The organism is Spongiibacter sp. (genome assembly GCF_041602295.1).
In the GTDB taxonomy this organism is placed as follows: Bacteria; Pseudomonadota; Gammaproteobacteria; order Pseudomonadales; family Spongiibacteraceae; genus Spongiibacter.
On sequence record NZ_JBFIGO010000026.1, the window covers coordinates 19,715 to 31,504 of the forward strand.

General features: G+C 60.7%; 14 protein-coding genes and 1 pseudogene. 4 read left to right on the plus strand and 11 right to left on the minus strand.

Features of this window, described 5'->3' with window-relative positions; genetic code table 11:
• The first annotated feature begins 4 nt into the window (after positions 1–4).
• Positions 5–313, plus strand: a complete 309-nt coding sequence (locus ABYM29_RS06695) for a tetratricopeptide repeat protein (protein ID WP_372863737.1) — start codon at positions 5–7, stop codon at positions 311–313.
• A gap of 18 nt (positions 314–331) precedes the next feature.
• Here the strand turns inward: ABYM29_RS06695 and ABYM29_RS06700 are convergent, their stop codons facing one another.
• Positions 332–1,501, minus strand: coding sequence for an alkane 1-monooxygenase (locus ABYM29_RS06700; protein ID WP_372863740.1), 1,170 nt, complete (start codon positions 1,499–1,501; stop codon positions 332–334).
• A gap of 103 nt (positions 1,502–1,604) precedes the next feature.
• Here ABYM29_RS06700 and ABYM29_RS06705 point away from each other — a divergent pair, with 103 nt between their 5' ends.
• Positions 1,605–2,651, plus strand: coding sequence for an AraC family transcriptional regulator ligand-binding domain-containing protein (locus ABYM29_RS06705; protein WP_372863742.1), 1,047 nt, complete (start codon positions 1,605–1,607; stop codon positions 2,649–2,651).
• A gap of 5 nt (positions 2,652–2,656) precedes the next feature.
• Here the strand turns inward: ABYM29_RS06705 and ABYM29_RS06710 are convergent, their stop codons facing one another.
• The 10 genes from ABYM29_RS06710 to ABYM29_RS06755 all read right to left on the minus strand — a co-directional run bounded on the left by ABYM29_RS06710 (position 2,657) and on the right by ABYM29_RS06755 (position 10,257).
• Entirely contained in the window at positions 2,657–2,995 is a 339-nt protein-coding gene (locus ABYM29_RS06710) for a HopJ type III effector protein (protein WP_372863745.1), read from the minus strand.
• Positions 2,996–3,092: 97 nt separating this feature from the next.
• Positions 3,093–4,727, minus strand: a complete 1,635-nt coding sequence (locus tag ABYM29_RS06715) for a TIGR03545 family protein (RefSeq protein ID WP_372863747.1) — start codon at positions 4,725–4,727, stop codon at positions 3,093–3,095.
• A gap of 134 nt (positions 4,728–4,861) precedes the next feature.
• Complete coding sequence (gene rdgB / locus ABYM29_RS06720; RefSeq protein WP_372863749.1) at positions 4,862–5,461, minus strand: RdgB/HAM1 family non-canonical purine NTP pyrophosphatase; 600 nt, start codon at positions 5,459–5,461, stop codon at positions 4,862–4,864.
• A 3-nt stretch (positions 5,462–5,464) separates the two neighbouring features.
• Positions 5,465–5,938, minus strand: coding sequence for a DUF4426 domain-containing protein (locus tag ABYM29_RS06725; RefSeq protein ID WP_372863751.1), 474 nt, complete (start codon positions 5,936–5,938; stop codon positions 5,465–5,467).
• A gap of 30 nt (positions 5,939–5,968) precedes the next feature.
• On the minus strand, positions 5,969–6,559 hold the full coding sequence (gene metW, locus ABYM29_RS06730; RefSeq protein WP_372863753.1) for a methionine biosynthesis protein MetW: 591 nt from the start codon (positions 6,557–6,559) through the stop codon (positions 5,969–5,971).
• Positions 6,559–7,710: a homoserine O-acetyltransferase gene (locus ABYM29_RS06735; protein WP_372863756.1), complete on the minus strand. Its 1,152-nt coding sequence runs from the start codon at positions 7,708–7,710 to the stop codon at positions 6,559–6,561. Before ABYM29_RS06735 ends, metW begins: the two co-directional genes overlap by 1 nt.
• 9 nt (positions 7,711–7,719) lie before the next feature.
• Positions 7,720–8,022 (minus strand): DUF167 domain-containing protein, encoded by a 303-nt coding sequence (locus ABYM29_RS06740; protein WP_372863758.1) that lies wholly within the window; start codon positions 8,020–8,022, stop codon positions 7,720–7,722.
• A gap of 7 nt (positions 8,023–8,029) precedes the next feature.
• Complete coding sequence (locus ABYM29_RS06745; protein WP_372863761.1) at positions 8,030–8,617, minus strand: YggT family protein; 588 nt, start codon at positions 8,615–8,617, stop codon at positions 8,030–8,032.
• 6 nt (positions 8,618–8,623) lie between these two features.
• On the minus strand, positions 8,624–9,412 hold the full coding sequence (gene proC, locus ABYM29_RS06750) for a pyrroline-5-carboxylate reductase (RefSeq protein WP_372863770.1): 789 nt from the start codon (positions 9,410–9,412) through the stop codon (positions 8,624–8,626).
• A gap of 122 nt (positions 9,413–9,534) precedes the next feature.
• Positions 9,535–10,257: a YggS family pyridoxal phosphate-dependent enzyme gene (locus ABYM29_RS06755; RefSeq protein ID WP_372863764.1), complete on the minus strand. Its 723-nt coding sequence runs from the start codon at positions 10,255–10,257 to the stop codon at positions 9,535–9,537.
• 165 nt (positions 10,258–10,422) lie between these two features.
• Between ABYM29_RS06755 and ABYM29_RS06760 the strand changes: the two genes are divergently transcribed.
• Both ABYM29_RS06760 and ABYM29_RS06765 read left to right on the plus strand, forming a co-directional pair.
• Positions 10,423–11,457 carry a type IV pilus twitching motility protein PilT gene (locus ABYM29_RS06760; RefSeq protein ID WP_372863767.1) on the plus strand — a complete coding sequence of 345 codons (1,035 nt, stop codon included), beginning with the start codon at positions 10,423–10,425 and terminating at the stop codon, positions 11,455–11,457.
• A gap of 34 nt (positions 11,458–11,491) precedes the next feature.
• Positions 11,492–11,790: pseudogene (locus ABYM29_RS06765) on the plus strand (type IV pili twitching motility protein PilT); the annotation flags it as partial.

Consider the following 11,790-nt stretch of genomic DNA (forward strand, 5'->3'; position numbering starts at 1 on the left):
GACAATGAATATCGAAGCACTTCGCAAGATGCTTGCCCGCGGCCAAGATAGCGCGATGCTGCGCTTTGGTTTGGCTAAGGCGCTGCTCGACGACGGCGACAGTGCCGAGGCGGCTGAGCACTTGCAGCGCTGTGTCAGCCTCGACCCCGATTACTCCGCCGCCTGGAAGCTGCTGGGCAAGGCTCAGCTGAATCTCGGTGACCGCGATGCTGCGCGCGCCGCCTGGCGCGATGCGCTGGCGGCTGCTGCGCGCAAGGGCGACAAGCAAACCGAGCGCGAAGTGCAGGTGTTTCTGAAGAAACTCGACAAGTAAGCGCGGGCCATTGCCCGGCTAGGCCGCCATGGCGCAACGCTCGGTGTAGTGCTGGCGCTTGCTGGGCAGTACATTGATCTTGTCGATATCCCCCCCCGCCCAGTCAATCACTCGCTTGTCCATCACTCTAAACCACAGCGGTGGGATGTAGGCGAGCAGGAACATTTCGTAATACCCCCAGGGCAGCTGCGGCACGTCGTCGAAGTGGCGCAGGCATTGGTAGGAGCGGCTGGGGTGGGCGTGGTGGTCGGAGTGGCGCTGTAACTGGAAAGTGAACATATTGGAGACCAGCGCGTTTTGGTTCCAGGAGTGCTGCGGCCGGGGGGGTTCGTAGCGGCCGCTGCGGTCGCGGTTGCGCAGCAGACCGTAGTGTTCAATGTAGTTGGCCAGTGACAGGTTCATATGACCAAGCCAGGCACTGAACAGGGCAAAAGCGAGTATGGTCGGGCCGAAGAGCAGCGCAATGGCGGAGAAAAAGATCACGCTAATGATCAGTCCCGGTAAAATTTCGTTTTCCAGTGACAGCAGCGACTTGCCCTTGTTATGCAGGCGGTCGGCTTCCAGCTTCCAGCCGCGGTACCAGGTCAGGGGCTGTTCACGGAGCATAAAGCGGTAGAAGTTTTCACCCAGTTTCGACGATGCCGGGTCGTCGGGGGTGGCGACCGCGCGGTGATGGCCGCGGTTGTGCTCGACATTGAAGTGGGGCATGGCGGCGATGCCCAGTGCCAGGCTGGCCGCCCAGCGGTCGCTGCGGCCGCGTTTGTGACCCAGTTCGTGGCCGAGGTTGAGCAGGCCGCCACCAAAGCCCATGCAGGACACCGCCAGCGCGGCCAGCCCCCAAAACGACAGCTGCGCCCACCAGGCGTAGTAAATGGCGGCGCACAGGGCGGCGATGCTGCCTGCGAGGGCGCAATAGAGCGCCGTTTTAAAATAGCGGTCGGCTTCCAGTGCCGGCACGTCTTCTTCGGCGTGGTTGTTGGGGTCCTGGCCGAGCAATCTGTCCAGCAGTGGCACGCCGACATAGAACAGTGGGTAGCCGATCATCAGCCAGGCGACGTTGCCGGTGAGTTCGGCGGGGATAATGCCGATTAGCAGCACCCAGGGCATGACCGCGGCGTTGACTAGCCACAGCCAGCGCAGCCGCTGGGTGAGATCGGTAATTGACACAAAGGATGTGGTGTTGGCCATGGTATGGGGTCTCCGCCTCGTTATTATCTCTGTTTAGCTTACGTCGCCGCGATTGGGCTGCCCATGTTGCGATTGACCGGGTTAATTGTTAATTTCGGTCACTATGGAGAAAAATAACAAACCTAATGATCCCGCTGACCAGACACTGCGCCCGGCCCTGGGCCTGCTGATTCTGTGTCAGGCGCTGGATGAGTTGGCGCTGGCCGCCGAGTCAGTGTTGCGCGCCACGGGTCTGACGCGCGAGTTCCTGGAAACACCGGGGGCATTGATTCGCCGCGAGCAGGAAGTGGCCTTTATCGAGCAGGTGCTGGCGACGAATCCGCGTCCGGACTTGGCCTACCGGGTGGGGCTGCGCTACCACTACGGCGCCTTCGGGGTGTGGGGGCTGGCGGTGACCAGCAGTGAAAATCTGCTGCAGGCCTTTGCGGTGGCCCACGAGTTTATCGAGTTGACTCACAGTTTTTCCGGCTTGAAATTACAGCTCGACGGCGAGATTGCTACGGTGGCGGTGCATGCCGATTATCCCGTCGGTGCGGTGCGCAACTTTGTGATCGAGCGCGATCTGGTGATTACGCTGATGATCGCCAGCGAGGCGGCGGGGCGGCGCTTGCGTCTGGTCGATCTTGAACTGAGTCTGCCGCAGCCGGCTCATGCGGCAGAGCTGGAGCGTATGGCGGGGGTGGCGATTCGCTGGGGGGCGCCCGCAACACTGGCCCATATCCATCGCGACGAGTTGTTGCAGCCGCTGCCGCAGGCCAACCCGATTACCTGGTCGGCCTGCGTGCGCCAGTGCCGGGAGTTGATTGCCAGCCAGCACGGCGAGCGGCCCTTTGCTATGCGCTTGCAGCAGCTGATTGCCGAGAGTCATTTTGCCGGTATTAAAGCGGTGAGTGCGCGTTTGGGAATGTCGGAGCGCAGCCTGCGACGGCGACTCAGCAGTCAGGGCTTGAGTTTCAGGCAGCTGCAGGAAACCTTGCGGCGGGAATTGGCGGAGCAGTGTCTGGCCGACCCGGCGCTGAGTCTCGAGGCGATTGCCGAGCGCCTGGGCTACAGTGAGACCGCTAATTTTTGTCACGCCTTCCGCCGTTGGACGGGTTGCAGTCCCGGCCTTTACCGCCGGGATTTGCTGGCGCGAGACGCGGCGGAATAGCGCGCTTATTTGCGCTGTAAGGCACTGCCCTCGAAGTGGATGCCGGTCCAGCCGCTGCGCATAAAATTGCGAATATTGGCGTGGTCGTTGCCGGCGGGATGCTGCAGAACGTCTACCCGGTAGTAGTCGCCAAAGGCATGCAGTGTGGCCTGTTCGCTTAGCCCGTTGAGCTGGGCGAAGGCGAAGATTTTGCAGGAGCCATTGTTGCTGCCGGCGTCGTTGTAGGTGTCGCCGTTGCGAAACGCGGTGGGCTGAAAGTCGTAGTGGGCGTCGATGTGGGCGATCACCTCGGCAAAGTCAGCGCTGCCGGCGTTGAGTTGTTCGATAAGGGTCTGTTCGGTCATGGTGCTCTCGGTCTTTAGTGCGGGCGGGGATTATAGGGGGATTGGCCGCAGCTTGCAGCTGCGGCGCCGGGCGGCCCGACAGGGCGCGCCAATAGTTTTACAGCGGTTCTGTTAGCAAGGCTTGAAAGGCGGCTTCGCGGTCGCCCAGCAGTTCCTTGTAGCTGGCCAGTAGCTCGCGTTTTTGCTGCAGGCTGCCCAGTTGCTCACCGTACTGCGATTGAATGTCGGTCTTAAGTTCGCCTTCCAGTTCTTTCAGGCGAGCTTTCACTTCTTCGCCGAGCACGTCGCCAAGAATACTGTCCAGGTTGGATTTCAGCTTGACGATGGGGTTGTCGACGCTGCCGTTAACCCGCATGTCCATGACCAGTTTGCTGACTCCCTTAAGTGCGCGGGCCAGGCGCTGGGCGGTGGTGTTTTGTTCGCTGGCGCCGACCACCAGCAGTTTGGCCTGGTTGACCAAGCCCTTTACCGAGCCGCTGAGGTTGTCGCCTTCCATCGAGAAATTGGCGGCGATGTCAGCCAGGCCGTTTTCCAGTTGCAGTGGCAGTTGCGGGCTCTGTGACAGCGATACGCCGGCCAGCAGCAGCTGCTTTAGGGTCATGCTGAGGTCGGCCTTTAGGTCCTCGCCCTGTTGCTTGAACAGGCCGTCAATGAGCAGCTGGGCCTGCTGTTCGATACCGCCCTGCAGTTTCATGGTGATCGGCTTAATCAGCTGGTCAGTGACATCGGTAATGCGACCGTTATAAGCCAGCTTTTGTTGGCCGAGCATTTGATAGCCGTCGATTTTAATTTCTTTAATCAGAATACTGACCGGCAATTCACTGGCGGTTTCGGGCGCGCTGGCGGCGGGTTCTTTTGCGGCCAGTTCGCCAATGGTTTGCTTGTAGAGTGTTAAGCCGCGCTGTACAAATTGGCTGGCGTCATCGCCCAGCAGCATGCGCAGCATACCCTCGGCGCCCTGGTCGACACCGTATTTGGACAAGATGCGCTGGGACTGGCTGGCCGGCAGTTTGGCGGCGCGGGCGCCGAGCGCTTTGGCGGTTTCGGTGTCGGCGCTCAGCTCGCGATTGAGCCCTTTAAACTGTTTGAGCTCGTCTTTGATGTCATCGCGCAGTTGCTTGGCGCCGGCCAGTCGCTCAAAGGTGTTTTTGTTTTTAAGCTCGGCCCAGCGCTGTTTGAACTCCGCCAGCCGTTCCTGTTTGGGCAGGGTGTTAGATTTTTGTTGCCACTTGCTCTGCAGTGCTTCAAAGCCACTTTCAATCTCGGCGACTTCGGCCTGAATAATGGCCTGTTCTTCGGCCAGCATGGCGCTGGCATCGGGCAGTGTAATACTAGGCAGGCCGCTGTCTGTGTCGTCTTTGGGGGGCGGCATACTGCCGTCTAGCGTACCGGGGGTGGTGCGCGGCGTGGCCATTTGCAGGCCGGAGAGCAGTACCTGCTCGGTAATAAACTGGCGCTTGAGCAGGGCTTTGCTGTCGATGTTGGCCGATACGGTTTCGCTTTCCAGCAGGTTGCGCATGGCTTCATTGGGGTTGGCGACAGTCAGGCCGTGCAGTGCAAGGTGGGTGGGGTAGAGGGTGATATCGACGCTGGCGACATCCACTCTGGCGCCTACGGCTTTGCTGCCCTCGCTCTCTATCACCCATTTGGCAATAGGCTCCAGGGCAAACACCACGGTGGCGATGATTATGGCGGCCAGGATCAGCAGGCCGCGCAGTATCCATTTCATCATGCGCTAGGTACTCCTTTAAATAACCAGCGGGCGCAGGCGCCCAAAAATATGCTGACAGCATAGCGATTACACTGTGACCTCGAAACCGTCATTTCGCTCAATGGTCGTTGCCGGGATTGTCGGCCGTGTTTTCGCTAGCGTCGCGGAAATTCCGATTGCAGGCGCTGCACAAGCTGGGCGACAGCGCGGCCGCGATGGCTGAGGCGGTTTTTTTGCTCGGCCGGCAGCTCGGCGGCGCATTGCTTGAGTTCCGGGATGTAGAAGTGGGGGTCGTAGCCAAAGCCGTTGTCACCGCGGGCCTGGTCGACAATTTCGCCGGGCCAGCGGCCCTCGCAGATGATCGGTGCCGGGTCTTCGGGGTGGCGCACGAAAACCAGCGCGCAGTGGAAGTGGGCGCGGCGCTCGCCGATACCTTTGAGGTCGTGAATCAGTTTGCTGTTGTTGTCGGCATCGCTGGCGCCAGCGCCGGCATAGCGCGCCGAGTAAATGCCGGGGGCGCCGCCCAGGGCGTCGACGCACAGGCCTGAGTCGTCGGCCAGCGCCGGCAGGCCGGTTTGCAGGGCGGCATTGCGGGCTTTGAGCAGGGCATTTTCAACAAAGCTGAGGCCATTTTCCTCGACTTCCTCAACCTGCAGTTCGCCCTGGCTGAGCAGCTTAAAGCGCTCGCCCAGCAGCTGGCTGAATTCGGCCAGCTTGCCGCGGTTGTTACTGGCGACAACAATTTTCAGCGACATGGCTCAGTCCTCTGCGTACAGCGTTTTTACAAACTGGATGTCGTAGGGTTGCGCGCGCGTGTCGGTGTTGACGCGCAGGCGGAAGTCGCGGCGTTCGCGCTTGCCGTCGACTTCCAGCTCGGCGATATAGTAGATGGCGTCTTGCTCAATAATTTCGCGAAATTGCAGAGGCGTGACATGGATAAGGTCGGAGCTGCTGCCGCTGACCTTGGCGCGGATGGCGCGGATGTCGGTGCCGCTGCGGTGTTGCACCGAAACATTGACAAGAAACTTGTTGTCACCGCGCACGATGCCGTAGCTGCGGGCCACCTGGGGACTTAAGAATGTGGTGGAAAGTACGTTGAAATGAACGGTATCTGCGCCAAAGGTCTTGGATGTCGGTGTTGCGGGCGGGTTTACTTCGCTCTGCTGTGCGGCGACAGGCAGGGCGATCAGCAGGCTGAATAACAGTGCCAAAAAAGGCTGTGTGCGGGTCATGGTCGGGCTCCTCACCGCGTTAGCGGTAGCTTACTTACTTATATGATAGACGGCGGTGACGCCCAATAGGTTGGGAAAACGCTGGGCCAGCCCGCCTTGGGTGTTGTCGCCGCTGACGACGCAGCTGTTGAGGATGCGGATTTGCTTGTCGCGGCACAGTGCTTCGAAGTCGCGCACGGTGCAGAAGTGGATGTTTGGCGTGTCGTACCAGGTGTAGGGCAGGAACTTGCTCACGGGCATACGGCCGCCGGCGCTGAGGTGCCAGCGGCTGCGCCAGTGCCCGAAGTTGGGGAAGGTGACAATGCACTGTCGGCCGACCCGCAGCATCTCGTCGATCACCAGATGTGGATAGCGCAGGGTTTGCAGGGCCAGGGTCATCACCACGACATCGAAGCTGTCGTCGCGGAAGTTGTTCAGCCCGGTATTGAGGTCGTGCTCGATGACATTGACGCCCTTGCTGAGCGCCTCGGTGATATTGTCGGGGTCGATTTCCAGGCCGAGGCCGTCGACCTGCTGCTGGTCGGCGAGCATTTTCAGCAGGGTGCCATCGCCGCAGCCGAGGTCCAGTACGCGGGCGCCGGGGCTGATCCAGGGTTGTATCAGGGTCAGGTCAAAACGCATCACAGGCCCTCCGCCACGCGCTGCATATAGGCGCTAAATACCGCCATATAGCGGGGAATGGGGATCAGGAAGGCGTCGTGGCCGTGGTTGGCCTCGATCTCAGCATAGCTCACCGATTTTTTGGCGGCGACCAGCGCGTCGACGATCTCCCGCGAGCGATCCGGCGCAAAGCGCCAGTCTGAGGTAAAGGACATCACCATGAACTTGCAGCGGGCATTACTGAAGGCGGCAACCGGGTCGTCGTCGTACTCCCGTGCCAGGTCGTAGTAGTCCAGGGCCTTGGTCATCAGCAGATAGGTGTTGGCATCGAAGCTCTCGGCAAAGCGCGAGCCCTGGTGACGCAGATAGCTTTCCACCTGAAATTCTACCGGCCCCTGAGAGCCTAGCTTGAGGTCGCCGGCCTTCAGGTCGCGGCCAAATTTCTCCTTCATCCCGTCATCGGACAGGTAGGTGACGTGGCCGATCATGCGTGCCAGTGCCAAGCCCTGGCGAGGCAGCGTGCCGTGTTCCAGGTAGCGGCCATCGTGGAAATTCGGGTCTGAGCAAATGGCATTGCGCGCGATTTCGTTGAAGGCGATGTTTTGCGCCGACAGTTTCATCGCCGAGGCGATGACAATGCAGTGGCGCAGCTCGTCGGGGTATTCCAGCGCCCAGCGCATGGCCTGCATGCCGCCGAGGCTGCCGCCAATGATGGCGGCCCACTGGCTGATACCGAAGTGCGCCATCATCAGACGCTGACTCTCTACCCAGTCGCGGCAGCGCAGTGGCGGAAAATCGGGCCCCCAGGGCTTGCCGGTGTCGGGGTTGATGGTCTTGGGGCCGGTAGAGCCGTGGCAGCCGCCGATGTTGTTGATACTCAACACGAAAAACACATTGGTGTCGATGGGCTTGCCGGGCCCGATGCAACTGTCCCACCAGCCGGGCTTGCGGTCGTCGGCGCGGTGGCGGCCGGCGGCGTGGTGGTGGCCGCTGAGCGCGTGGCAGATAAGAATGGCGTTGCTGCGCGCGGCGTTGAGCTCGCCGTAGGTTTCGAAGACGATGTCGTGTTCGGGCAGACTGCGGCCACAGGACAGGGCGAGTGGCTGGTCGAAGTGCAGCGTTTGCGGCGTGACGATGCCGACGCTGCCGGCTTGCTCGGGCTGTTGTGTCACCTGGCTCGGTTACCCCTTGTCTGCGGCGGTGATGGCTAATTCCCCAGGCAGTTTGCCGGGTGTTTGAATTCTAAGGGTTTTTTGCCGACTTTGCGCGCCTGATAACAGGCTGACCTGGGTCTTTTTTACCGCGAAGGCGCTCGCCACAAAGGCGCAGAGCGCGCGGTTTGCCTTGCCGTCTACCGCAGCAGCGCGCAGACGGATTTTCAGTCGCTCGCCATGCAGTCCGGCAAAGCCCTCGCGGCTGGCGCCGGGCTGAACATGGCAAAACAGCAGCAGGGCGCTGTCCTGCCAGCGGTAGAAGCAGGGCATGGGCCGCTTACAGGCCCATCACCAGTGCCGGGTGGAGGCCGACTGAGGCGCCCATGTGGCGCAGTAGGACTTCCAGCACATTGATGGTTAAAAACACAAAAATGGGCGACAGGTCCAAGCCGCCCAGTGGCGGTACCAGCTTGCGAAAGGGCGCCATGACCGGCTCGGTGACCTGGTGCAGGAGTTGTGCTCCCGGGTTGTAACTGCCCTGGGCGACCCAGCTGAGGATAATGCTGCCAATAATGGCAAAGAAGTAGAAATTCAGCACGGCGGCGCACAGGCCGATGGCCGACCACAGTAACAGTTGGGCGGGGTTGGGCAGGGCGTTAAACAGTAGCTTGCACAGCAGGGCGATGCCGATGGCCTGTACGATGGCGGCAATAATTAGTGAGGCGCTGTCAATGCGGCCCATGGCGGGGATCAGTCGCCGCAGCGGCAGTACCAGCGGATTGCTGACTTTGACGATGGTTTGGCAGATGGGGTTGTAAAAATCGGCGCGCACCAGCTGCAGGATCAGGCGCAGCAGGAATACCAGCAGCGCCAGGCTGACCAGGGTGTTGACCAGTAGATAAGAAATGTCGTTGATAGCGGACATGCTGAATTATTCCCCTTCGAGCTCGCGGCCCAGTTGCTCGGCGCGCTGTGCGGCGCCCTTTAGCGCGGCGTCGACCAGCTCGCGGAAGCCGCCGTCTTCAAAGATGTCGATGGCGCGTTCGGTGGTGCCCTTGGGCGAGGTGACGCGGCGGCGCAGCTCGGCGACGTCGACGTCGCTTTCCAGCGCCATGCGCGCTGCGCCGAGAGCCGTTTGTTGGCTGAGCTGAGCGGCCAGCTCAGCGCTCAGTCCCAGGGCCTCGCCGCTGGCCTGCATGGCCTCCATCAGCAGGAAGAAATACGCCGGGCCACTGCCGGATACCGCGGTTACCGCGTCCAGCTGAGCTTCACTGTCTACCCACAGTGCCAGGCCGGTAGCGCGCAGGATGTGCTCGGCCAGCTCGCGTTGTGCGGGGTTAACGGCAGCGTTGGCAAACAGGCCGGTGGCGCCACAGCGCAGCAGGGCCGGGGTGTTGGGCATGCAGCGGACAACGGCCAAGTCGCCGCCCAGCCAGCGATTGAGGCTGTCGCTGGTGACGCCGGCAGCGATGCTGATAATCAGCGGTTGTTGCTGTTGGACATCCTCGCGAATTTGCTCGGCGACCACTTTCATCAACTGCGGTTTTACCGCCATGAGCAGCACGTCGCAGCCGGGGATAATGTCGCCGTTGTGCTCGCTGGTGTGAATATCGCCGAGCTCGCGCAGCCGCGCCAAACTGTTGGTGTTGGGGTCGCCGGCGCGAATGCTGTTGGCGGCGAAGCCACTGGCCAGCAGGCCGCCGATAATGCTGGCGGCCATATTGCCGCCGCCGATAAAGCCGATTGTTGCTGTGCTCACCGAAACCCTCCGGGTGCTGATTTGCCTCTGCGGCAACGCGAATTAGGCCGCGAGTATATCAGGCTGTAAAAGGCTGTCGAAAGTCAGTTGCCAGCGGGGTGCTTGGTGCGGGGGCCGAAGATCGCGGTACCGATGCGCAGCAGGGTGCTGCCCTCGGCGACGGCGGCGTCGATGTCCCCGGACATGCCCATCGACAGGGTGTCCAGTGATTGCTCGGGAAGTTGGCGCTGTAGCTGGTCGCGCAGCTGGCGCAGCGCGGCAAAGGCCTGGCGCTGTTGCTGGGGGTCGGCGCTGTTGGCGGGAATGGCCATCAGGCCGCGCAGCCGCAGGCCGGGAAGCTCGGCAATGGCACGGGCCAGCTCGGCGGCGTCGGCGGCGGCAACCCCGGCCTTGCTGGCCTCATTGCTGATATTGACCTGCAGGCAGATGTTTAGCGGAGGCCGGGTCGCCGGGCGCTGTTGGCTGAGTCGCTGCGCGACCTTGAGGCGGTCGACGCTGTGTGCCCAGTCGAAGTGTTGGGCAATGTCACGGGTTTTGTTGGATTGAATAGGGCCGATGAAGTGCCAGCAGATGTTGCGGTCCTGCAGGGCATGCTGCTTGTCCAGGGCTTCCTGCAGGTAGTTTTCGCCAATATGCTGCAGGCCGGCGTCCAGTGCCGCCGCGACCTCATCGGCACTGCGGGTTTTGCTGACGGCGAGCAGGGTAATTTCGGCGGGATCGCGCCCGGCCGCCGCGGCGCAGTGGGCGATGTGATCGCGCAGGGCTGCTATATTTGCTGTTAGGGGCTGATATGGCGTTGTTGTCAATTTATGCTCCAGTTGGCTGTGCATTGGTGGCGCAACTGCAATAATAAAAGGCATTGCGCGAACCTGAACCGGCAGCGCATTATCACCTAATAACAAAACATGTGAAGAAAATGCGATGTACGGTGTGCGACTGCCGGAATATCGCGCTGTGTCCTAAGGAGAGTCATGGATATTACCGAATTGCTGGCCTTTAGTGCCAAGCAAAATGCCTCGGATTTGCATTTGTCAGCGGGTTTGCCGCCAATGATCCGCGTCGATGGCGACGTGCGCCGTATCAATGTGCCCGCGATGGAGCACCGCGAAGTGCACAGCTTGATTTACGAGATCATGAATGACCGCCAGCGTCGCGATTACGAGGAGTTTCTGGAAACCGATTTTTCTTTCGAGGTGCCCGGAGTGGCGCGCTTCCGGGTAAACGCCTTTAATCACAACCGCGGTGCCGGTGCGGTGTTTCGGACCATTCCGTCCAAGGTGCTGACCTTGGATGACCTGGGTATGGGTAAGGTATTCAGAGATGTTTCCATGCTGCCGCGCGGTCTGGTGTTGGTCACGGGGCCGACGGGCTCCGGTAAGTCCACCACGCTGGCGGCGATGATTGACTATATTAATGACAATAAGTTTGACCATATTCTCACCATTGAAGACCCGATAGAATTTGTTCACGAGTCGAAAAAATGCCTGATGAACCAGCGCGAAGTGCATCGCGATACCCACGGTTTTAACGAGGCGCTGCGCTCCGCGCTGCGTGAAGACCCCGATATTATTCTGGTGGGCGAGTTGCGCGACCTGGAAACGATTCGCCTGGCGCTGACGGCGGCGGAAACGGGCCACCTGGTGTTCGGTACCTTGCACACCACGTCGGCGGCCAAAACCATTGACCGGGTCGTGGACGTATTCCCGGGAGAAGAGAAGTCCATGGTGCGCTCTATGTTGTCGGAGTCGCTGCAGGCGGTTATTTCTCAAACCCTGTTGAAAAAGCCGGAGGGCGGCCGGGTGGCGGCACATGAAATCATGATCGGTACGCCGGCGATTCGTAACTTGATCCGTGAAGACAAGGTGGCGCAGATGTACTCGGCGATTCAGTCGGGCGCCAATGTCGGCATGCAGACCATGGATCAGTGTTTGAAGGATTTGTTGTCGAAGCGCATGGTGACTCGCGAGGCTGCTAAACTCAAAGCGCGCTTCCCGGAAAATTTCTGAGCAGATAAGCGGCGCCCGCGCCGAGGAGTAAGTTGTGGAAATTGAAAAGCTGCTGCGGATCATGCAGGAGAAGGGCGCCTCGGATTTATTTATTTCGGCCGGTGTGCCGCCCTCGGTGAAGCTCAATGGACAGTTGATCCCGATGAGCAGCAATGCGCTGAGTCCCGAGCAGGCCCGCGAGGTGGTGCTGGGGGTGATGAACGAGCAGCAGCGCCGCGAATTCGTGCGCGATCGCGAGTGCAATTTTGCGATTAGCTCTCGGGGTATCGGTCGCTTTCGGGTCAGCGCGTTTTACCAGCGCAATTTGGTGGGCATGGTGTTGCGCCGCATTGA

Bases quoted from the DNA above. Each gene is read 5' to 3' on its own strand.
- ABYM29_RS06740 (WP_372863758.1), bottom strand. From the start codon at position 8,022: ATGCCCTGCTTCTACCGCTGGCAGGACAGCGCCCTGCTGCTGTTTTGC.
- ABYM29_RS06705 (WP_372863742.1), top strand. From the start codon at position 1,605: ATGGAGAAAAATAACAAACCTAATGATCCCGCTGACCAGACACTGCGC.
- ABYM29_RS06745 (WP_372863761.1), bottom strand. From the start codon at position 8,617: ATGTCCGCTATCAACGACATTTCTTATCTACTGGTCAACACCCTGGTC.
- ABYM29_RS06715 (WP_372863747.1), bottom strand. From the start codon at position 4,727: ATGATGAAATGGATACTGCGCGGCCTGCTGATCCTGGCCGCCATAATC.
- metW (WP_372863753.1), bottom strand. From the start codon at position 6,559: ATGCGTTTTGACCTGACCCTGATACAACCCTGGATCAGCCCCGGCGCC.
- proC (WP_372863770.1), bottom strand. From the start codon at position 9,412: ATGGCCGCCAGCATTATCGGCGGCCTGCTGGCCAGTGGCTTCGCCGCC.
- ABYM29_RS06760 (WP_372863767.1), top strand. From the start codon at position 10,423: ATGGATATTACCGAATTGCTGGCCTTTAGTGCCAAGCAAAATGCCTCG.
- rdgB (WP_372863749.1), bottom strand. From the start codon at position 5,461: ATGTCGCTGAAAATTGTTGTCGCCAGTAACAACCGCGGCAAGCTGGCC.
- ABYM29_RS06710 (WP_372863745.1), bottom strand. From the start codon at position 2,995: ATGACCGAACAGACCCTTATCGAACAACTCAACGCCGGCAGCGCTGAC.
- ABYM29_RS06700 (WP_372863740.1), bottom strand. From the start codon at position 1,501: ATGGCCAACACCACATCCTTTGTGTCAATTACCGATCTCACCCAGCGG.
- ABYM29_RS06695 (WP_372863737.1), top strand. From the start codon at position 5: ATGAATATCGAAGCACTTCGCAAGATGCTTGCCCGCGGCCAAGATAGC.
- ABYM29_RS06725 (WP_372863751.1), bottom strand. From the start codon at position 5,938: ATGACCCGCACACAGCCTTTTTTGGCACTGTTATTCAGCCTGCTGATC.